The sequence below is a fragment of the Micromonospora sp. NPDC000316 genome, assembly GCF_042898885.1.
Lineage (GTDB): Bacteria > Actinomycetota > Actinomycetes > Mycobacteriales > Micromonosporaceae > Micromonospora.
This window is the reverse complement of record NZ_JBIAZG010000001.1, coordinates 147,357-167,398: the sequence shown is the minus strand read 5'-3', so window position 1 is coordinate 167,398 and position 20,042 is coordinate 147,357. Positions and strand designations below refer to the sequence as shown.

Annotated in this window: 16 protein-coding genes and 1 riboswitch; of the genes, 11 read left to right on the top strand and 5 right to left on the bottom strand. The window is 71.9% G+C overall.

What is annotated here, in order from left to right; genetic code table 11:
- Window positions 1–116 precede the first annotated feature (116 nt).
- The 6 genes from eccCa to ACFY2Q_RS00700 all read left to right on the top strand — a co-directional run bounded on the left by eccCa (window position 117) and on the right by ACFY2Q_RS00700 (window position 8,409).
- The gene (gene eccCa, locus ACFY2Q_RS00725) at window positions 117–4,082 is read left to right on the top strand and encodes a type VII secretion protein EccCa (RefSeq protein WP_387126200.1); all 3,966 of its coding nucleotides are present in this window, start codon (window positions 117–119) and stop codon (window positions 4,080–4,082) included.
- A 226-nt stretch (window positions 4,083–4,308) separates the two neighbouring features.
- Window positions 4,309–4,617, top strand: coding sequence for a WXG100 family type VII secretion target (locus ACFY2Q_RS00720; RefSeq protein ID WP_387126198.1), 309 nt, complete (start codon window positions 4,309–4,311; stop codon window positions 4,615–4,617).
- Between the two features lie 25 nt (window positions 4,618–4,642).
- A complete protein-coding gene (locus ACFY2Q_RS00715) occupies window positions 4,643–4,921 on the top strand; it encodes a WXG100 family type VII secretion target (RefSeq protein ID WP_357004337.1) in 279 nt (92 codons plus the stop codon).
- 83 nt (window positions 4,922–5,004) lie between these two features.
- A complete protein-coding gene (locus tag ACFY2Q_RS00710; RefSeq protein ID WP_387126196.1) occupies window positions 5,005–6,453 on the top strand; it encodes a S8 family serine peptidase in 1,449 nt (482 codons plus the stop codon).
- 40 nt (window positions 6,454–6,493) lie between these two features.
- Window positions 6,494–7,057 carry a WXG100 family type VII secretion target gene (locus ACFY2Q_RS00705; RefSeq protein ID WP_387126194.1) on the top strand — a complete coding sequence of 188 codons (564 nt, stop codon included), beginning with the start codon at window positions 6,494–6,496 and terminating at the stop codon, window positions 7,055–7,057.
- Window positions 7,058–7,074: 17 nt separating this feature from the next.
- A complete protein-coding gene (locus ACFY2Q_RS00700; protein ID WP_387126192.1) occupies window positions 7,075–8,409 on the top strand; it encodes a WXG100 family type VII secretion target in 1,335 nt (444 codons plus the stop codon).
- 60 nt (window positions 8,410–8,469) lie between these two features.
- Here the strand turns inward: ACFY2Q_RS00700 and mycP are convergent, their stop codons facing one another.
- Entirely contained in the window at window positions 8,470–9,705 is a 1,236-nt protein-coding gene (mycP, locus tag ACFY2Q_RS00695) for a type VII secretion-associated serine protease mycosin (protein WP_387126189.1), read from the bottom strand.
- Between the two features lie 49 nt (window positions 9,706–9,754).
- Window positions 9,755–10,090 (bottom strand): helix-turn-helix transcriptional regulator, encoded by a 336-nt coding sequence (locus tag ACFY2Q_RS00690; RefSeq protein WP_387126187.1) that lies wholly within the window; start codon window positions 10,088–10,090, stop codon window positions 9,755–9,757.
- A 197-nt stretch (window positions 10,091–10,287) separates the two neighbouring features.
- Between ACFY2Q_RS00690 and ACFY2Q_RS00685 the strand changes: the two genes are divergently transcribed.
- Window positions 10,288–11,001 (top strand): carbonic anhydrase, encoded by a 714-nt coding sequence (locus ACFY2Q_RS00685; RefSeq protein WP_387126185.1) that lies wholly within the window; start codon window positions 10,288–10,290, stop codon window positions 10,999–11,001.
- An 82-nt stretch (window positions 11,002–11,083) separates the two neighbouring features.
- On the opposite strand, the gene ACFY2Q_RS00680 is transcribed toward ACFY2Q_RS00685, so the two are convergent.
- Window positions 11,084–12,103, bottom strand: a complete 1,020-nt coding sequence (locus ACFY2Q_RS00680) for a coiled-coil domain-containing protein (protein WP_387126183.1) — start codon at window positions 12,101–12,103, stop codon at window positions 11,084–11,086.
- A 4-nt stretch (window positions 12,104–12,107) separates the two neighbouring features.
- A riboswitch (cyclic di-AMP (ydaO/yuaA leader) is annotated at window positions 12,108–12,238 on the bottom strand.
- A 166-nt stretch (window positions 12,239–12,404) separates the two neighbouring features.
- Window positions 12,405–13,769 (bottom strand): YibE/F family protein, encoded by a 1,365-nt coding sequence (locus ACFY2Q_RS00675; RefSeq protein ID WP_387126181.1) that lies wholly within the window; start codon window positions 13,767–13,769, stop codon window positions 12,405–12,407.
- Between the two features lie 312 nt (window positions 13,770–14,081).
- Between ACFY2Q_RS00675 and ACFY2Q_RS00670 the strand changes: the two genes are divergently transcribed.
- On the top strand, window positions 14,082–16,130 hold the full coding sequence (locus ACFY2Q_RS00670) for a heavy metal translocating P-type ATPase (RefSeq protein ID WP_387126179.1): 2,049 nt from the start codon (window positions 14,082–14,084) through the stop codon (window positions 16,128–16,130).
- A 6-nt stretch (window positions 16,131–16,136) separates the two neighbouring features.
- Here ACFY2Q_RS00670 and ACFY2Q_RS00665 read toward each other — a convergent pair whose 3' ends face one another.
- Window positions 16,137–16,433: a metal-sensitive transcriptional regulator gene (locus tag ACFY2Q_RS00665; protein ID WP_387126177.1), complete on the bottom strand. Its 297-nt coding sequence runs from the start codon at window positions 16,431–16,433 to the stop codon at window positions 16,137–16,139.
- A 151-nt stretch (window positions 16,434–16,584) separates the two neighbouring features.
- On the opposite strand from ACFY2Q_RS00665, the gene ACFY2Q_RS00660 reads away from it, so the two are divergent.
- The 3 genes from ACFY2Q_RS00660 to ACFY2Q_RS00650 are packed head-to-tail and all read left to right on the top strand — an operon-like array spanning window position 16,585 to window position 20,042.
- The gene (locus ACFY2Q_RS00660; protein WP_387126175.1) at window positions 16,585–16,794 is read left to right on the top strand and encodes a heavy-metal-associated domain-containing protein; all 210 of its coding nucleotides are present in this window, start codon (window positions 16,585–16,587) and stop codon (window positions 16,792–16,794) included.
- A gap of 14 nt (window positions 16,795–16,808) precedes the next feature.
- Window positions 16,809–17,780 carry a hypothetical protein gene (locus ACFY2Q_RS00655; protein WP_387126173.1) on the top strand — a complete coding sequence of 324 codons (972 nt, stop codon included), beginning with the start codon at window positions 16,809–16,811 and terminating at the stop codon, window positions 17,778–17,780.
- Between the two features lie 12 nt (window positions 17,781–17,792).
- The gene (locus ACFY2Q_RS00650) at window positions 17,793–20,042 is read left to right on the top strand and encodes a heavy metal translocating P-type ATPase (RefSeq protein WP_387126171.1); all 2,250 of its coding nucleotides are present in this window, start codon (window positions 17,793–17,795) and stop codon (window positions 20,040–20,042) included.

Below are 20,042 nucleotides of genomic sequence, written 5' to 3'. Positions count from 1 at the left end.
GCGGGTGCACCGCGCCCACGGGAGATTACCTACGATGACGAGCACGTACAGTGCCCACCCGTGGGCTTCGATCCGCGACGGCACGTCATCAGGCCGCTTCTGGGGAGGAGACAGCCGTGAGCACGGTGGTGTTCCGCCGACTCCCGCGCCAGCCGGGGCCCGCCTTGCCACGCGGCGAGGTGCTGCTGGAGTCACCGCCCGAGCTGCCTGAGCCGACACCCCGCGGCATGGGGCAGCTGCTCATGATCCTGCCGATGGTGTGCGGCGTCGGCGCGATGGCCTTCCTCTACGCGGGCCGGGGCGGCGGCACGATGACGTACGTGGCCGGTGGGCTCTTCGGCGTCTCGATGCTCGGCATGGCGATCGGTTCGCTCGTCAACGGCGGCGGCAACGACAAGGCCGAGCTGAACGCCGACCGCCGCGACTACATGCGCTACCTGGCCCAGATGCGCAAGCGCACCCGCAGGGCCGCCGAGCAGCAGCGGGCGGCGATGGCCTGGCGGCACCCCGAGCCGGACGCGCTCTGGTCGATCGCGGCGTCGCGCCGGCTCTGGGAGCGGCGGATCACCGAGGACGACTTCGGCGAGACCCGCATCGCGCTCGGGCCGCAGCGGCTGGCTGTCGAGATCGTCCCGCCGGAGACCAAGCCGGTCGAGGACCTGGAACCGATGAGCGCCATCGCGCTTCGCCGGTTCGTACGGGCGCACTCCACAGTGCCCGAACTGCCGACGGCGCTCTCGGTCCGCGCGTTCAGTCGTGTGGTGCTGCGCGGCGACCGTGAGCCGGTGCTGGACCTGACCCGGGCGGCCCTGGGGCAGCTGGCGACCTTCCACGCCCCCGACGACCTGGTGATCGCTGTGGTCGCCGCGCCTGACCGGCAGTCGGCCTGGGAGTGGGTGAAGTGGCTTCCGCACGCCCACCACAGTGGCCGGACGGACGCTGCGGGCGCCCGCCGGTTGGTCTTCGCCAGCTTGGCCGAGGCGGAGGAGTCGCTCGCCGGGGAGTTGGCCGGGCGTCCCCGGTTCGCGGCGGAGGCCAAGCCGCTGACCACCGCCCCGCACGTCGTCGTGGTGATCGACGGCGGTGAGATCGCACCGACATGTCAGTTGGTGGGCCAGGGTCTGCTGGGCGCCACCACAATCGACCTGTCGGGGACGGTGCCCCGCGACGCCGGGCGTTGGCTGCTCTGCCTGGACGTCGGCGACGGCAGCTCAGTCGAGTTGGTCCGGGGCAAGTCGTCGTCGCGGCTGGGCCGCCCGGACGGGCTCACCGCCGACGCCGCCGAAGGGCTGGCCCGACAGATCGCCCCGTACCGGCTTTCCCAGCAGCAGACCAGCAGCGAGGAGCCGCTGGCCCGCAGCATGGAGTTGCCGGATCTGCTCGGCGTCGGCGACGCGGCGGCCGTGGACGTCCACCAGACCTGGCGGCCGCGCGGCCACCGCGACCGGCTGCGCATCCCGCTCGGCGTGGGCCCGGACGGCAACGTCGTCGAACTGGACTTCAAGGAGTCGGCGCACGAGGGCATGGGCCCGCACGGTCTGGTGATCGGTGCGACGGGCTCCGGCAAGAGCGAGCTGCTCCGTACTGTGGTGGCGGCGCTGGCGGTGACCCACTCATCGGAGGAGCTGAACTTCGTCCTGGTGGACTTCAAGGGCGGTGCGACGTTCGCCTCGCTGGAGGCGCTGCCGCACACCAGCGCGGTGATCACCAACCTGGCCGACGAGCTGCCGCTCGTCGACCGTATGCGCGACGCGCTCGCCGGTGAGATGGTGCGCCGGCAGGAGTTGCTGCGGGCGGCCGGCAACTACGTCTCCCGATTCGAGTACGAGAAGGCCCGCGCGGCAGGCGAGCCGCTGGCACCGATGCCCAGCCTCCTGATCATCTGTGACGAGTTCAGCGAGTTGCTCGCCGCCAAGCCCGACTTCATCGACCTGTTCGTGATGATCGGCCGGCTGGGCCGGTCGCTCGGCGTGCACCTGCTGCTCGCCAGCCAGCGGCTGGAGGAGGGCAAGCTGCGCGGCCTGGACACCCACCTGTCGTACCGGATCGGTCTGCGTACCTTCTCGGCTGTGGAGAGCCGGATCGTGCTCGGTGTGCCGGACGCGTACGAGCTGCCGAACGCGCCGGGGCACGGCTACCTGAAGACCGACACGAGCACGATGCTGCGGTTCCGGGCCGCCTACGTCTCCGGGCCGTACCGGGCGCCCGGCCAGCAGGCATCCGCGTCGCAGGCCCTGGTGCAGCGCCGGATCGTGCCGTACGGCGTCGACTTCCTGCCGGCGCAGGCCCCGCAGGTGCCGTTGGACACCGCGCCGGAACCGGAGCAGCCGGCCGACGGCAAGGCCGTTGCCATGCTGGACGTGCTTATCGATCAGCTCAAGGGCCGGGGTCGACCGGCGCACCAGGTGTGGCTGCCGCCGTTGGCGGACCCGCCGGGCCTGGGTGAGCTGCTCGGGCCACTGGCCGTCGACCCGACGTACGGGTTGTGCACCGCGTCCTGGCCGGGCCGGGGTCGACTCACGGTGCCGGTCGGAGTGGTGGACCGTCCGTACGAACAACGCCGCGACCCGATGATGGTCGAACTGGCCGGGGCCGGTGGCAACGTGGTCATCGTCGGTCGCTCGCTGAGTGGCAAGAGCACGATGCTGCGCTCGCTGCTCGCCTCGTTGGCGCTCACCCACACGCCGCGTGAGGTGCAGTTCTTCTGCCTGGACTTCGGCGGCGGCGCGCTACGCAGCCTGGAGCGACTGCCACACATGGCAGGGGTTGCCGGCCGGCGGGACATCGAGGCGGTGCGGCGGACGGTGGCCGAGGTCGTCGCCGTGCTGGACGAGCGGGAGACGCGCTTCGCCCAGCACGGCATCGACTCGGTGGCCAGCTACCGCCGTCGCCGGGCGGCCGGTGAGTTCGCCGACGACCCGTTCGGCGACGTGTTCCTGGTGGTGGACGGCTGGAACACGCTGCGCCAGGAGTACGAGGAGCTGGAGCAGACCATCACCACGCTCGCCAACCGGGGCCTCGGTTTCGGCGTGCACGTGGTGCTCACCGCGGTGCGGTGGGCGGAGATCCGGATCAACATGCGGGACCTGCTCGGCACCAAACTCGAACTGCGCCTGGGTGACGCGGCCGAATCCGAGATCGACCGTCGGTCGGCGATGAACGTGCCGGAGAAGTCGCCAGGCCGTGGTCTGACCCGGGACAAGCTGCACTTCCTCACGGCCATCTCGCGGATCGACGGCAGGCGGGACATCGAGGACCTGGGCGAGGCGTCGATCGCGCTGGCCGGGCACGTGGCGGCCAATTGGCCGGGGCGTCCGGCGCCGAAGGTGCGGCTGCTGCCGCGCCGACTCGCGGTGGCCGAGCTGGCCCGGATCATCGACCGGTCGGCGCCCGGCCTGCCGATCGGTGTCAACGAGTCGGCGCTGGCACCGGTCTACCTGGACCTGGCGAGCGAGCCGCACCTGACTGTCTTCGGCGACGCGGAGTGTGGCAAGACCAACCTGTTGCGGCTGATCGCCCGGGGCATCACCGAGCGGTACACGCCCGCTCAGGCCCGGTTGGTGATCGCCGACTACCGGCGTGGGTTGCTGGGCGCGGTGGAGGGCGATCACCTGCTGGACTACGCGCCGTCCAACCAGGCGTTCGCCCAGGGGCTCGGCTCGATTCGCAGCGCGTTGTCCAACCGGCTGCCCGGCCCGGACGTGACCACCGCCCAACTGCGCGACCGCAGCTGGTGGAAGGGCCCGGACCTGTACATCCTTGTCGACGACTACGACCTGGTGGCCTCCGGTGGCAGCAACCCGCTCAGCGCCCTGCAGGAGCTGCTGCCGCAGGCCCGCGACATCGGTCTGCACCTGATCATCACGCGGCGGGTGGGCGGAGTGTCCCGGGCGCTCTACGAGCCGGTGCTGCAACGGTTGCGGGAGCTGGATTCGCCAGGCCTGCTGATGTCCGGTAGCCGGGAGGAGGGCGCGGTATTCGGCACGTTGCGTCCGAGCCCGCAGCCGCCCGGCCGGGGCACCCTGGTCCGTCGCCGCGACGGACAACAGCTCATCCAGACGGCTTGGTCCGAGCCGTCCTGACCGAACCGTCCTGACCGAGTGGTCATTCAGCGGGTATCGGCTCAGGTGCCACAATCACGATGGCTGATTCGTCACTATCCATCGACCATCGCCTACCAGGGCTGCGAGGACTGGACAGACTCCGCTACGGTCTCTGTTGGAGTGTCCGTTGGTGGGGTGTCGATGCCTTGCCGCGGGGGAGGGCGCGGCAAAGCCGCCGCCACAACATGACGGAAGGGTGTGAAGCATGGCGTTCGAGGTCGAAGCTGCGACTCTGCATACCGCCGCGAGTGACGTGCGGTCTACGCGTAGCGAGGTCGACGGCGAGCTGAAGAAGCTGTGGAACGTAGTCGACGACCTGGCCATGGCGTGGAAGGGCCAGGCGTCCACGGGCTTCCAGGGGCTCATGACGCGCTGGAACGAGGACACGGTCAAGCTGCTGACCGCGATGGACAGCATCGCGGACCTGCTCGACAAGTCGGGTACGACGCACCAGGTCAACGACGAAGAGCAGCAGCAGATGCTGGACAAGTTCCACTCTGCTCTCAACCCGTGATCCGCAGCCAGCAGAGGAGGAAGTCGTGACGATCAAGGTTGACTACGCGGTCCTCGAGAGCAGCAACCAGCAGATGCAGGCCATCTCGAAGACCATCGACGAGAAGCTCGACACGCTGCGGTCGATGCTGTCGAAGCTTCAGTGGGACGGCGAGGACCGGGTCGCCTACGAGCAGCACCAGGCGAAGTGGGACCAGGCCGTCCGGGACATCAACCGGGTCCTGAACGAGATCGGTGGTGCCGTCGGCATCGCCCGCGAAAACTACGTCTCCACCGAGATGAGCAATTCCAAGGTGTGGGGCTGAGACAATCGCCGGTGCGGCTCCGGTCCGGTTCGACCGGGCCGGAGCCGCATTGCGTTGGCGTCGGCACAGTATCTGGGAGAGCAATGCGTACGGGGAAGCGTTTCCGATCGGCACGGGTCACGGCTGCGGCCGCGCTGGCGTTGTGTGCCGCGCTCGCCCCCGCCGTGACGGTCGCACCGGCACCGGCGCGGGCTGCCGACACGGTCCGAGGGCTGCAGTGGTATCTCGACTCGCTGAAGATCCCCCAGGCGCACGCGCTCACGCAGGGCAAGGGTGTCGTGGTCGCCGTCGTCGACGGCGGGGTGGACGCGAACCATCCCGACCTGCGCGGTCAGGTGCTGCCGGGGCACGGTGTAAACGTCAGCGCCGCGCCGGACGGGCGGCGTGACGACGACAAGGAAAAGGGGCACGGCACGTCGATGGCCGGCATCATCGCCGGGCGCGGTGGTGGCCCGATGCGGCTTCTGGGCATCGCCCCGGCTGCCAAGATCCTCCCGGTCTCGATGGGTGCCAGGTTCAACGCCGACGACATGGTCCTGGGTGTCCGGTGGGCAGCCGATGCCGGTGCCGACGTCATCAACCTCTCCCTGAGCGCCGGCGAAGGCACGCCGCCCCCGGATCTGGTGGACGCGATCCAGTACGCGTTGAGCAAGGACGCCGTCGTGGTGGCCTCCGCCGGAAACATCGAGCAGGGTGAACGGCGGGTCGTCGCGCCCGCCAGCATCCCCGGCGTCATCGCCGTCTCCGGTCTGGACAAGCGGGGCGGCTTCTTCACCGGCTCGGTGAGTGGCCCGGAGACCGTGCTCGCCTCACCGATGGACGGCATCATCGGGCCGGCGCCCAAGGCGGTTTCCCCGAACGGCTACTCGGTGGGCAGCGGCACCAGTTCGGCAGCCGCCATCATCTCCGGCGTGGTGGCCCTGGTCCGCGCCAAGTTTCCGCAGTTGGACGCCGCCAACGTGATCAACCGCCTGATCAAGACAGCCCGCGACGCCGGTCCGGCGGGCCGCGACCCGCAGTTCGGGTTCGGTGCCGTCGACCCGGTCGCCGCGCTGACCCGGTCGGTGCCGCCGGTGACGGCCAACCCGCTGCTGAAAAGCGCTGCGGCTGAGCCGAGCCGAGACGGTGACACCGCCAAGCGCGACGACGGGGGTCCGGCTGTCCAGTTCGGGGTGTCGAACACGACGGGCGCGATCGTCCAGGCGGTGCTCTGCCTGGCCGTGCCGATCGCCGCGCTCGTTCTCCTGCTTGTGCTGAGGCGCCGCATGCGACGTAAGTCGGCAGCGGCCGGTCCGTCCGGTCCGCCGCCGGCCGGCTGGCCCGCCGGCCCGCCCGGCCCGCCCGGATGGCCGGCGGGGCACGGCGCGCCGCCGCAGCCCGCCCCGGGCTACGGTCCACCGTCGGGTCAGCCCGGCTACCCGCCGCCGGTCGGCCAGCCCGCGCCGAGCTATCCGCCGGCGCAGGCCGCGCCGCCGTACGGCGGATGGGCGGGGCCGGGCCAGGCGCCGCCGCAATCCGGCCCGCAGCAGTAGGAAGCGCAGACCACAAGTAAGGGTTTCGGGGAGGGGACCGATGACGGACGACAGGACCAGCCAGCCGGAGCGGTTCAAGAACGACGACATCTACATCCCGGTTCCGGTGGGCGGGATGCCGACGTCGGGTCTGGCCGTGACCGGCTTCGAGATCGACAACGTCAACCATGCCGCCACGCCGGACAGTCTGGTCACCGCCCCCGGCGAGGCCGGCGTCAAGACCGAGTGGGACGCGACAAGTCTCGACTCGGCGATCGGATGGCTGGAGACCCACGCGGCGTACCTGAACAAGCTCTCCTACGACATGGTCGACATCCAGGATCTGATGGGTGGTGCGGCCGCGGGCATGGCGGGCGGGGTGGGCGGCCAGGCGAGCCCACTCGGCGGGTTCGACTGGGCGGGCCGGTTGGCGGCCAAGCACCAGGGGCTCTACCAGGGCACCGAGACAGGTGTGCGGAAACTCGCTCAGAATCTCTACGACGCGGCCGAGGCGCTGCGTCAGGTCAAGCAGAACTACGAGACGGCGGAAGAGCAGAACAGGATGTCCGCCACCGACATGCAGCGGGTCTTCGGCGAAGTGGCCGGCCGCGGCGACGGCCGCTAGGACGGGGGCGACGGTAAATGGGCCTGAGCTGGGAAGAGATGTGCCAGAAGGTCGTCATCGACGGCCGGCCGGGTGACGTGGAGAGCGCCGCCCTCGGTTGGGAACAGCTGATCAAGAATCTCAACAACGTCAAGCAGAGTCTCGACACCAACATCAAGGACCTGGGCACGACCTGGAAGGGTCCGGCGTACGAGGCGTTCAAGGGCCACGTCGAGCAGATCGCCAAGGACACCGGCCAGCTCGTGGCGGACGCCGAGAAGGGCACCGGCATCGTCCAGTCGCTCAAGGCCGCCGCCGATCGGCTCACCGCCGCCCAGCGGGACTTCCCGATCCCGGCGACCTGCGTCAACGACGTACTGGAGGCGCGCAACGCCAAGCTGACCCTCAGTGTCGGCTTCTTCGAGGCGAAGGTCTCGCCGGACTTCCTTGGCTGGCTCGATCCGGTGAGCGCGATCGCCGACTGGATCAACGACCAGTCGAAGGACGCGGCCGACGTCTTCGAGCGGGTCAGCGGCGAGTACCAGGCCATCGCGCCGGGCACCCCCGGTACCGGCGGCCCGATCACCGCAGGGGACCCGACCCGCCAGATACCGAATCTGGACACCGGTGGCGGGGGCGGCGGCGGTGTCGGCGGTGTGCCGAACATCGGCGGCGGCAACCCGAGCGCCGGCGCGGGTATCAAACCCTCGATCAGCGGGCTCGACACCGGCAACCCGCCCGGCGGCTCCGGCGTCCACCCCGCGCTCACGAGCGAATACGATCCCGGCACGGGCGGCTACCCGGGCACCGGCGGCGTACCCGGCACGGGCGGTCTGGATGAGGAGTTCAGCAGCGGCCTCGCGGGTGCCGGCGGCGCCGGCGTGCCCGGTCTGGGCTCCGGTGGCGGTGGCCTCGGGTCCGCCGGCGGGCTCGGCAGTGGCGGCGGCGGTGGTGGCCTGGGCAGTGCCGGGTCGGGCGTCGGCGCTCTCGCCGGTGGCGGCGCGCTCGGCCGACCTGTCACCCCGGGCATGGGCCCGATGATGGGCGGTGGCGCGGCAGGTGCGGGCCGTGGTGGGGGTCGGGGCGCCGGTGGCCGGCTCGGCGCGGGCGGCAAGCTGGGCGGCGGCATGGCACCCGGAATGGGTGGCGTCGCCGCCGGTGGTGCGGGTGCCGGTCGGGGTGGTGCCGGTCGGGGCGCCGGCGGTGCCGGAGCCGCCGGTCGGGGTGCGGGTGCCCGAGGCGCTGGCGGTATGGCCGGGATGGGCGGCGGTGCCGGCTACGGCGAGGAGGAGGCTCCCCGCGACACGTGGCTGGAGGAGGACGAGGACGTGTGGGGTGCGGACGGCGGAGGGACCTCCGGCGTCCTGCGCTGAACGTTCGGGTGCCGCGGTGCCGATGCGCTCGACCGCATCGGCACCGCGGCTTTCCTCTGGTCAGCCGGTGACAGGTGTGTCGGGGCGTCGGCCGGGGCGCCAGCCGCGTCGGCGGCCCCGCGCCACGATCGGTCGCGCGATAAGCAGCAGGCCGGCAAGCAGAGCGCCGACCACGGCGGCCCAGAGCGCGGCGGTGCGTTGCCAACTCAGCGGGTCGGCCGTGCTGGCGGGTGCGGGGAGTGCGTCGGCCGGCGGGTTCGAGCGGGTGCCCAGCAGGCTCGACACCGCCCGGTACGGGTTGACCACGCCGTAGCCGACCTCCGCGTTGTGCCCTTCCGGCGGGTTGTCCGCCGTCCGTTCCAGCCGGTCGGCGACCTGCTCCGGGGTGAGGTTCGGGTGGGCGGCCCGGACCAGCGCGACAACCCCCGAGACGTACGCGGCGGCGAAGCTGGTGCCGCCTGTCGGTTCGGCGCGGTAACCGGATCCGCCCGGCGCCGGGCCGACTATGTTCAATCCGGGCGCGGCGACGTCGACGTAGGCGCCGCTGACCGAGGTGCCCACGTGGCCGCCCTGCTCGTCCACACCCGCGACCGCGATCACCCCGGGGTACGCGGCCGGGTAGGCCGGCTTGTCCTCCTGCTGCTCCTGCCGGTTTCCGGCTGCGGCGACCAGCACGACCTGCTTGGCGAGGGCGCGCTCGACGGCCTCCGCCAGCTCGGGGCGGGGCAGGGTGACCAGGGAAAGGTTGATCACGTCGGCGCCGTTGTCGACAGCCCAGTCGATGGCCGCCGCGATCTGCCCCGGCAGGGCCTCGTCGTTGGTGCCCTTGGCGTCCGGCAGAACCCGGATCGGCAGGATGCGGGCCGCCGGGGCAATGCCGCTGAAGGGTGCCCCCGTGCCTTCCTGGCCGGCGATGATGCCGGCCACCATCGTGCCGTGGCCGGCCAGGTCACACTGGCCCTGGTTGGCAGGCAGGTCGTTGAAGTCGCGCCCCGCGAGGACCTGGCCCTTCAGCGAGGGGTGGATTGCGGAAACCCCGGAGTCGATCACCGCGACCGTCACCCCGGCGCCCCGGGAGAGCGGCCATGCCGATGCCGGGTCCAGCCGGCGCAGCCCCCAGGGCATCTCCACCAGGCCGGCCTCGCCGGCGGGGCCGCAGGTGGGCGGTGCCGCCACGGCGGGGGAGGCGGGGACCACCAGGGCGGCGCCGAGCAGGGCCGCTAGCGATCCACTGAGGACTGCTCGGACGCCAGGGCGGGACCGGTCGGTCGCGCTCAACGGCAGGCTCTCGCGCACTCGCAAAGGTTACCGCTGCGTCGCATCGGGCAGCGGCCGGTGACGACGGTCAGGGCCGCTCTGCGCCGTCCGTCGTGGGGGCGTCAGCGAAGAGCGCGAGCAGGTCGCCGACCTGGCGGTAGGCCTCGGCGGGGTGCCGGAACCGGCCGGTCGGGTTGAGGGTGTATTCGTTGCGGCGCCCGACCCGGGTGCGCTGCAGGTAACCGCCCGCCTCCAGGTCGGCGACGATTGCCTGCGCGGCTCGTTCGGTGACTCCGACCTCGGCCGCCACGTCCCGCAGTCGAGCGGTGGGATCGCGGGCGATGGCAAGCATGACGTGCCCGTGGTTGGTGAGGAATGTCCAGTTCCGGCCGCCGCCGGTGCCAGCCGTCGTCGTGCTCGTCATGTGGACCGCCTCTCCGTTGTCCGCCCCGTCCCGCGTGTCGAAAGCGGCCCGGCTCGGGGTGAACGTATGAAATCTATATCACGCATATCTTGACGCATCTTGTGGTGCGTGTGAACGTGGAGCCGAGCCAGCGCCCGCCGCCAGTCCGGCCGACGTGTGGGTTGATCAGGTCAAATGCGTGGAGACGAGGTGCGGGGATGAGTCTTTCCGCTATGCCCGGTGGCCAGCCAGGCCCGCAGCGGGCCTCGGCGCTCACCGCGCCGGCCCGGGCGTACGCCGAGCTTGCCGACGGCAACAGACGCTTCGTCAGCGGGGCTCCGCGCCACCCCAACCAGGGTGCCGAGCACCGGGCCGCGGTGGCCGACGGCCAGCACCCGTTCGCGGTGATCGTCGGCTGTTCCGACTCCCGGCTGGCCGCCGAGATCATCTTTGACCGGGGGTTGGGTGATCTCTTCGTGGTGCGCACGGCCGGGCATATCGTCGGCCCGGAGGTGCTGGGCAGCGTGGAATACGCGGTGACAGTGCTCGGCACCCCCCTGGTGGTGGTGCTCGGCCACGACTCCTGCGGTGCCGTGCAGGCGGCGCGCGAGACGGCTGCCACCGGCACCTCACCCGGTGGGCATCTGCGCGCGGTGGTCGACGCGGTGCTGCCCAGCCTGCGGCGTGCCACCGCCGAGGGAGTGGACGACATCGACGGCATCGTCGACATCCACATCGCGCAGACCGTCGAGACGCTGCTCGGGCAGTCGCCCGTGCTTGCCGACGCGGTGGCGCAGGGGCGGTGCGCGGTGGTCGGCATGTCCTACCGACTCGCGGTCGGTGGGGTGCGACCGGTGACCGCCGTGCCGGCCGGCGACGCGACGCTCGACGCCGCCGCCCCGGGCGCGCCGGCGACGCCCGCCGCCGCCTGACACGACGCGGGGCGTACCCCGCCAACTGCGAGAAAGGGCCGCCCCGCGCGACGCGGGGCGGCCCTTTCTGCGGTACGTGTGGTCAGAGCAGCGACATGTGGACGTGGTCGGTGTGGTTCGACGGCCCGCTGTACGACTTCCATCCGGTCGCCGGGAACCAGATCTGTCGGTTCCAGATCACGTAGTAGATGCCGAGTCGGTCGGCGTTGCGGATGAGGAACGCGGCGACGTTGTTGCCGTACGTGCGGGTGTCGTCGTTGTGCCAGGGGCTGAATCCGCTCTTCTGCAGCGACCAGTCGCAGGCGCGGCCCTTCGGGTGCTCCCACGGCCCGCCGGAGCGGTAGCAGCCGACAAACCGGTTGAAGCCGGCCCGCTTGACCTCCTTGTACGCGTGCAGGGTGCGTGGCGTGACGCAGCCGGAGGTGGTGGGGTCGTCCTCGCTGCACGACTGCGGCTTCCAGTCACCGTCGGCGGTGCGACCCGGGCCGATCCGGGCGACCGGCGAGGTGGCATCCACCAGGCCGCCGGTGAAGCCCTTCCCGCCGACGAGGGAGAGCGCCTTGTCCGCCTCGCTCTTGCGCTTCGCCATCAGGGCGGTCTGCTTCTGCTGCTCGCGGACCTCCGTGTCGAGGGCCAGCTTGGCCTGCTCGGCGCGGGCCTTGACCGTGTTGACCTCGGCGAGCTTCTTCTCGTTGACCATGTTCATCTCGTCGAGCGTCGCGGCGCGCTGGACGAACGAGTCGGGAGCGTCGCTCTCCAGCAGCATCGCGATCGCGCCGATCCGGCCGGTTCGGTACGACTGGGCGGCGATCTGCCCGACCTGCGGGGCCAGCGCCTCCAGATCGGCCCTGGCCCGGTCGACCTCTATCGCCAGCTCAAGCTGCCGCTTCTTGGACTTGTCCAACTTGGACTTGGCCGCGGAGTAGTCGCGGTTGGCCTGCTCGATGACGTCGTTGAGCAGCTTCGGCTCGCCGTCCTCCTCGTGCCCGGACGGTGTGGGGGTCGTCGGGGCGGCGTGGGCCGGGAGGGGCCCGGCAAGCACGGTCAGTGCGGCGATCACGGCCACCACGGGTGTCAACCAGCGGCGTAGGGGTGCCGTCACAATGTTCCCTTCCGTCGACCGCCGACCGGGTTAGCTGACGGGTTCGGGGCGGAAGCGGCCCCTACCGCTGATGCGGATTCACCCCACGTGCCTGGGTCCCCGGCTCGCCGGTTGGCGATTGGGCGGTGGCACCGCAGGCGCCGCTTCGCGCCTACATCGGTAACCGGCAGCGAGGTTACCCGAGAGTCGACCGGGTGAGCTACGCCTGGATGCCGACCAAAAGCGTCATTTCGCCATGGCGTTGAGTGACAAGTGACGTGGCCTTCAGGGCGACTGCCCGACCCGGTCACGCTGAGGAGTGTCACCATGCCGTATCTGTGCTCCTGTTCGAATGCGGCCACGGATCGGTGGCGGTGGGTGGGGGTGGGGTCCGCGTCGGGTCCGACTCGTCGGGTCGAGCCGTTCGCGGTGAGCCGAGAGCCGCCAGTGCCTCCGTCCGGTCCGGACGGGGTCGCGGGGCGGGAGCGTCTGCCGACGGAGTGGCATCCGGGCGCCCGGCCGCCGTCACCACTGCGGCCAGCCCGGTGGTCAGCGGCACGGCGGCGATCAGGCCGAGTGTGGCGACCGCGCTGCGGACGATCTCCTGCGCGAGGAATTCACTTGTGAGGATCTGCGCGATCGGCCGCGAGTCGGCGGTGAGCAGGAGCAGCAGCGGTAGTGATGCGCCCGCGTACGCCAGGACGATTGTGTTGACCGTGGAGGCGATGTGGGCGCGGCCGACCCGGGTGGCCGCCCGGTAGAGCTGCAACCGGGTCAGCCCCGGGTTGGCGTTCGCCAACTCGGTGACGGTGGCCGCCTGGGTGACCGTCACGTCGTCGAGCACCCCGAGCGAGCCGATGATGATCCCGGCGAGCAGCAGGCCGTGCAGATCCACGTCGCCCTGGAACATCGACAGCGTCGTCGCCTCCTCGCTGCCGAAGCCGGTGAGGTGGGTCGCGGCCGTGGCGATTGTGGCGAGTACGCCGGTGAGGACCAGGCTGCCCAGGGTGCCGAGCACCGCTACCGAGGTCTGCGCGGTGACCCCGTGCGTCAGGTAGAGCACCACGAACATGATCAGCGCCGCACCGACCACCGCCACCAGCAGCGGTGACCTGCCGGCCGCGATGCCCGGCAGCACGAAGGTGAGCAGGATGGCGAAGCTGGCCGCCAGCCCTGCGAGCGCGGCGAGGCCCCGCCACCGGCCGAACGCGACGATCGCGGCGGCGAAGACCACTGCCAGCCACAGCAGCGGCGTACCCCGTTGGTGCTCGGCGATGTTCCAACTGGTGGCGGCGGGATCGGTCGGATCGGTCAGTTCGACCATTATGACGTCGTCGCCCACTGCGACCCGGGGTGCTCCGGGCCCGGCGGGGATCGAGGTCTGGACCTGCTGCCCGGCGCTCGGCCCGTCCTCGACCCGTACGTCCACCGTGCCGCACGGCCCGTCGACGGCCGACGGGCCCTCGGGGTTCGCCGCCGGCGGGCAGGGCTCGGTCATCACCCGGGTCACCGTGCCGTGGTATCGCGGCACGTCCGCTTCGCCACCGGCCTGCGGTGACCCGTCGCGCGGCCAGAGCACCACCGCCGCGATGACTGTGGCCACGAAGAGCGGCACCACCGTCGCGACGAGGAGCCGTCGCACCCGCGGTGGGGCGGGCGGAGCGGAACGGCTGTGGTCGGAACCCAATGCGAGACTCCCAACGATCCGGTGCGGGGTACGTGTCAGCGGACCGGTCGGTTCACCGTTGACAGGGAAACGCTGCGAGAGGCGCGGTGGATCGCCAGCTGACGATCGTTCGGTCACGGACGGTGAACGCCCGACGGCGTCGACCGGCCGGGGCGCCACGACGTGGTGGCGCCGCAGCCTGGGTGCGCGGCGGCGGTTGGAGGGTCATCCTGCGAAATGCTAACCAGCCCACAATGGGGCTGCAGTTCGTGGCGGGGTGTCGGATTAGCGAACCACTCGCGTGGCGGCCCTCCGGCGGGGCATGTTTGTGGCATGCCCGCTCCGTCACCGCAGGACCCCGACCGCCAGCGGGACGCCGGGCACGCGGGGCATGACAAGCACGCCGGGCACGATCCGGCGATGTTCCGTCGCCGCTTCTGGGTCTGCCTGGTGCTCACCATCCCGGTGGTCCTGACCAGCCATCTCGTGACGGATCAGTTGGGCCTGAGCGGGGATGTCCCGGGCCGGTCCTGGGTGGGCCCGGTGCTCGGCTCGGTGGTGTTCTGGTGGGGTGGCTGGCCGTTCCTGGTCGGCGCGGTCCGGGAGGTGCGGGACCGCGCGCCGGGCATGATGCTGCTTGTCGCGATGGCGATCACGGTGGCCTACACCGCCTCGCTGGCCACCAGCGTGGGCGCCTTCGACCTGGACTTCTGGTGGGAGTTGGCCGCGCTGGTCACCATCATGCTGCTCGGTCACTGGCAGGAGATGAAGGCCATCGGGCAGGCGCGGGGCGCGCTCGCGGCGCTGGCCGCGCTGCTGCCGGACGAGGCCGAGCGGGTGGCCGCGGACGGCCGGGTCGAGGCGGTGCCGGTGACCGACCTGCGGATCGACGACGTGGTGCTGGTCCGCCCGGGAGGTCGGGTGCCGGCGGACGGCCGGATCGTCGAGGGTGACGCCGAACTGGACGAATCGATGATCACCGGTGAGTCCCGGCCGGTGGCGCGGTCGACTGGCGACCGGGTGGTGGCCGGCACGGTTGCCACCGACTCGGCTGTCCGCGTCCGTGTCGAGGCGCTCGGGGAGCAGACCGCTCTCGCCGGTATCCAGCGGATGGTCGCGCAGGCGCAGGCCTCCGGTGGCCGGGCGCAACTGCTGGCCGACCGGTTCGCCGCCGCGCTGTTCTACGTGGCCACCGGCACCGCTGTGCTGACCGTGCTGGTCTGGACCGCGCTCGGTCAGCCCGACGAGGCGGTGGTCCGCGCGGTGACGGTTTTGGTGATCGCGTGCCCGCACGCGCTCGGTCTGGCCATCCCTCTGGTCGTCGCGCTCTCGACCGCGCTGGCGGCGCGGTCCGGGATCCTGGTCAAGGACCGGTTGGCGTTGGAGCGGATGCGGACCGTCGACGCGGTGCTCTTCGACAAGACCGGCACCCTCACCCGGGGCGAGCACGTGGTCACCGACGTGGTGGTGGCGGCGGGCGTCGAGCGGGACGAGGTGCTGCGGGTCGCGGCGGGCGTCGAGTCGGACAGCGAGCATCCGCTGGCCCGGGCGATCGTGACGGCGGCCGGGCGTGCCGGCCCGGCCCCGGCTGCCGGGTTCCGGTCGCTGCCGGGCCGTGGTGTGCAGGCCACCGTCGACGGTACGGAGTACGCGGTGGGCGGGCCGGCGCTGCTGCGGGAGCTGGGCCTGTCGCTCCCGGCGGAGCTGGAGAAGGCGACCGAGCGGTGGTCGGCGCGGGGCGCGGCGGTGCTGCATCTGGTGCGGCTGCCGGAGACCGTGCTCGGCGCGTTCGCGTTGACCGACGAGGTGCGTCCGGAGGCTCAGCGGGCCATCGTCGAGCTGCGCGCCGAGGGCGTACGGACGATCGCCATGATCACGGGTGACGCCCGTCCGGTGGCCGAGGCGGTCGCGGCCCAGCTCGGCTTCCGGCCCGGAGTCGACGAGGTCTTCGCCGAGGTGCTGCCGGCGGAGAAGGACAGCCGGGTGGCCGAGCTCCAGGGGCGGGGGCTGACAGTGGCGATGGTCGGCGACGGGGTGAACGACGCGCCGGCGTTGGCCCGAGCGGATGTGGGCCTCGCGATCGGGGCGGGCGCCGATGTCGCGATCGAGTCCGCCGGGGTGGTGTTGGCGTCGTCGGACCCGCGCGGGGTGGGTGCCGTGGTCCGGCTGTCCCGGGCGTCGTACCGGAAGATGCGGCAGAACCTGGCCTGGGCGGCGGGCTACAACGTGGTGGCGTTGCCGCTGGCGGCGGGGGTGCTGGCCTGGGCGGGTGTGGCGTTGAGCCCTGCGGTGGCCGCGCTGTTGATGTCCGCGTCCACAATCGTCGTGGCGCTCAACGCGCAGTTGCTGCGCCGGGTCCGTCTCGACCCCGCACCGGACTGAGGGTTGTCAGCCGCGCTTCATGAGCCGGCCGACCGCCGCCATCATCTCGGTGGCCATCTCGTCGGCCCGGCCCTCGGCCGCACCCTCGTGCATGCAGTGCCGCGCATGCCCGTCGAGCAGGCCCAGCGCCACCTTGTCGAGTGCGGCCTGGATCGCGGAGATCTGGGTGAGCACGTCGATGCAGTAGCGGTCCTCGTCGACCATCTTCTCGATGCCCCGGACCTGCCCCTCGACGCGCCGAAGCCGCGTGAGTAGCTCGTCCTTGCTGGCGGTGTATCCGCGGATCGGGGTCGGTGCGGTCATGGCGACCAGGATAGCGTACCCCCCGGGGGTATGCTACTGTCACTCTCGGCCGCGATACCCCCACCGGGTACCGGTACATGGCACAGCACGGGTCCGTCTCCGACTTACCCCCGGGGGGTATAGGCTCGGAGATGGCGGAGGGAGACATTCGATGGTCAGCACGACGTACCAGGTGAAGGGCATGACCTGCGGACACTGCGTCAGCGCGGTAAGCGCCGAGGTGGGTGCCATCGAGGGCGTACGCGACGTTCAGGTCGACCTCGGCACCGGCCAGGTCACCGTCAGCAGCGAGCAGCCGGTGGCCGTGGAGGCCGTCCGGGCCGCCGTCGACGAGGCCGGCTACGACCTCGTCGAGGCGTGATCGGGAGGCCCGGGATGAACACGGTGACCAGGCTGGGCGGTTTCGCCCTCGGTCTCGCGGCGGTCTTCGGCGCGGCGTACGGGATCGGCCGGGTCGCCGATCCGGCCACCCCGGCCGCCGAGAGCCGCCACGACGGCAGCGCCGCACACACCTCGGGCCCCACCAACCACGACGAGGCGGCCGGGCTGCTCCCCGGCGGTCTGCTCGTCTCCGACCGCGGCTACACCCTCGAACCGGTCGCCGCCCCGGCCGGCGAGTTCGCGTTTCGGATCGCCGGGCCGGACGGTCGCCCGGTGACCCGGTACGACGTGGCGCACGACAAGCGAATGCACCTGATCGTGGCCCGACGGGACCTGTCCGGCTTCCGCCACGTCCACCCCGACCTCGCACCGGACGGCACCTGGCGGGTCGACACCCCGCTGGCCGGCCCCGGGCAGTGGCGGGCATTCGCCGACTTCACCCCGACCGGCGGTGAGCCGCTGACCCTCGGGGTGGACGTGACAGTTCCCGGTGCGCTCACCGAGCGGCCCCTGCCCGCCCCGGCCACAAGCACCACGGTCGACGGCTACACGGTGACCCTGACCGGTGAGCCGCAGCCCGGCCGCGCATCGCCGCTCACCCTGACGATCAGCCGGGACGGCCAGCCGGTCACCGACCTGGAGCCGTACCTGGGCGCGTACGGGCATCTGGTGGCGCTGCGCCGGGGTGATCTGGCGTACCTGCACGTACACCCGGACGGGACGCCCAGCGACGGGCGGACCAGGCCCGGCCCGGACGTCACATTCCTCGCCGAGGTGCCGTCGGCCGGCAGCTACCGGCTCTACCTCGACTTCCGGCACGGCGGGAGTGTGCACACCGCCGAGATCACAGTCGTGGCCGGCACGCCGACCGCGGACGCCCCGACGGCAGGCGCCGACCCGACCCCGAGCGGACCCGCACCGACCGACGGCGCCGACCACGGCACCCCCGGCCACGGGCACAACTGACGGGACCAGACGATGACCACGACCAGCAGACCGCTGCCCGAGGCGCCGAACCGGATCGAGCTGGCCATCGGCGGGATGACCTGCGCCGCCTGTGCCGCCCGGATCGAGAAGAAGCTGAACCGGATGGACGGGGTCAGCGCCACCGTCAACTACGCCACCGAGAAGGCGACAGTCCGGTACGTCGACGACGTCACGCCGGACGACCTGATCGAGACCGTGCAGAAGACGGGCTACACGGCGGCTCTGCCGTCGCCGCCGACCACCGCCGAGGAGCCGGTGGACCCGCTGCGCGGGCCGCGTACCCGGCTCTGGGTCTCGGTGGTGCTCAGCGTGCCGGTGATCGTGCTGGCCATGGTGCCGCCCTGGCAGTTCGACTACTGGCAGTGGCTGTCGCTGACCCTTGCCGCCCCGGTGGTGGTCTGGGGTGGGCTGCCGTTCCACAGGGCCGCGTGGACCAACCTGCGGCACGGCGCGGCGACGATGGACACTCTGGTCTCGCTCGGCACCCTGGCGGCGTTCGGCTGGTCGCTCTGGGCGCTCTTCCTCGGCGACGCCGGGATGCCCGGGATGACGCACCCGTTCCGCTTCGACATCACCCGCAGCGACGGCGCCGGCAACATCTATCTGGAAGCGGCTGCCGGGGTGACAGTGTTCATCCTGGCCGGACGCTATTTCGAGGCCCGATCCAAGCGGACCGCCGGTGCCGCGCTGCGGGCCCTGCTCGAACTCGGCGCCCGGGACGTGGCGGTGCTGCGGGACGGCGTGGAGACCCGGATTCCGGTGGACCGGCTCGCTGTCGGTGACCGGTTCGTGGTCCGCCCCGGCGAGAAGATCGCCACCGACGGTGTGGTCGACGAGGGCACCTCCGCCGTCGACGCCAGCATGCTCACCGGCGAGTCGGTGCCGGTCGAGGTCGGTCCCGGTGACGGCGTGGTCGGCGCCACTATCAACGCGGGCGGACGCCTTGTCGTCACCGCCACACGGGTCGGCGCGGACACCCAGCTCGCCCGGATGGCCGACCTGGTCGAGCAGGCGCAGAGCGGCAAGGCGGCCGTGCAGCGGCTCGCCGACCGGATCTCCGGCGTCTTCGTGCCGATCGTCATCGCGCTCGCGGTCGGCACACTCGGCTGGTGGCTCGGCACCGGGGCCGGCCCGACCGCCGCGTTCACCGCCGCCGTCGCCGTGCTGATCATCGCGTGCCCCTGCGCGCTCGGCCTGGCCACCCCGACGGCGCTGCTTGTCGGCACCGGTCGGGGTGCCCAGCTCGGCGTGCTGATCAAGGGACCGGAGGTGCTGGAGTCGACCCGCCGGGTGGACACGGTCGTGCTGGACAAGACCGGCACCGTGACGACCGGCCGGATGACCCTGGTGGACGTGGTTCCGGCCAGCGGCGAGGCCCGGGCAGAGCTGCTCCGGCTCGCCGGGGCGGTGGAGGCCGCCTCCGAGCACCCGATCGCCCGCGCGATCGCCACCGGCGCCGCCGAGGCCGGCGCGCTGCCACCGGTGACCGACTTCGCCAACCTCGAAGGGCTTGGCGTCACCGGCACCGTCGATGGTCGGGTCCTGCTTGTCGGGCGGCCTCGGCTGCTGCGCGAGCGCGGGCTCGACGTACCGCCGGAGGTCGAATGGGCCGTCAGCGACGCGGAGGCCGCCGGGCGTACGGCGATCGTCGCCGGCTGGGACGGGCGGGCCCGGGGCGTGCTCGCGGTCGCCGACGTGGTCCGGCCGACCAGCCGGGCGGCCGTGGCGCGGCTGCGGGCCCTGGGGCTCACCCCGGTCCTGCTGACCGGTGACAACACCACCGTGGCCCGTGCGGTCGCCGCAGAGGTGGGCATCGACGAGGTGATCGCCGAGGTGCTGCCGGCCGGCAAGGTCGACGTGGTCAAGCGGCTCCAGGCCGAGGGGCGTTCGGTGGCGATGGTCGGCGACGGGGTGAACGACGCCCCGGCGCTGGCCCAGGCCGACCTCGGGCTGGCCATGGGCACCGGCACCGACGTGGCGATCGAGGCGTCCGACCTCACGCTGGTCCGGGGTGACCTGGACGCGGCGGTGGACGCCATCCGGCTGGCCCGGCGCACGCTCGGCATCATCCGGGGCAACCTGTTCTGGGCGTTCGGCTACAACGTGGCGGCCCTGCCGTTGGCCGCCGCCGGGCTGCTCAACCCGATGATCGCCGGCGCCACCATGGCGTTGTCCTCGGTGTTCGTGGTGGCCAACAGCCTGCGCCTGCGCCGGTTCCGTTCGGCCGCTGGCGATCTGTGA

Bases quoted from the DNA above. Each gene is read 5' to 3' on its own strand.
- ACFY2Q_RS00720 (WP_387126198.1), top strand. From the start codon at position 4,309: ATGGCGTTCGAGGTCGAAGCTGCGACTCTGCATACCGCCGCGAGTGAC.
- ACFY2Q_RS00710 (WP_387126196.1), top strand. From the start codon at position 5,005: ATGCGTACGGGGAAGCGTTTCCGATCGGCACGGGTCACGGCTGCGGCC.
- ACFY2Q_RS00705 (WP_387126194.1), top strand. From the start codon at position 6,494: ATGACGGACGACAGGACCAGCCAGCCGGAGCGGTTCAAGAACGACGAC.
- ACFY2Q_RS00700 (WP_387126192.1), top strand. From the start codon at position 7,075: ATGGGCCTGAGCTGGGAAGAGATGTGCCAGAAGGTCGTCATCGACGGC.
- ACFY2Q_RS00690 (WP_387126187.1), bottom strand. From the start codon at position 10,090: ATGACGAGCACGACGACGGCTGGCACCGGCGGCGGCCGGAACTGGACA.
- ACFY2Q_RS00685 (WP_387126185.1), top strand. From the start codon at position 10,288: ATGAGTCTTTCCGCTATGCCCGGTGGCCAGCCAGGCCCGCAGCGGGCC.
- ACFY2Q_RS00670 (WP_387126179.1), top strand. From the start codon at position 14,082: ATGCCCGCTCCGTCACCGCAGGACCCCGACCGCCAGCGGGACGCCGGG.
- ACFY2Q_RS00665 (WP_387126177.1), bottom strand. From the start codon at position 16,433: ATGACCGCACCGACCCCGATCCGCGGATACACCGCCAGCAAGGACGAG.
- ACFY2Q_RS00660 (WP_387126175.1), top strand. From the start codon at position 16,585: ATGGTCAGCACGACGTACCAGGTGAAGGGCATGACCTGCGGACACTGC.
- ACFY2Q_RS00655 (WP_387126173.1), top strand. From the start codon at position 16,809: ATGAACACGGTGACCAGGCTGGGCGGTTTCGCCCTCGGTCTCGCGGCG.
- ACFY2Q_RS00650 (WP_387126171.1), top strand. From the start codon at position 17,793: ATGACCACGACCAGCAGACCGCTGCCCGAGGCGCCGAACCGGATCGAG.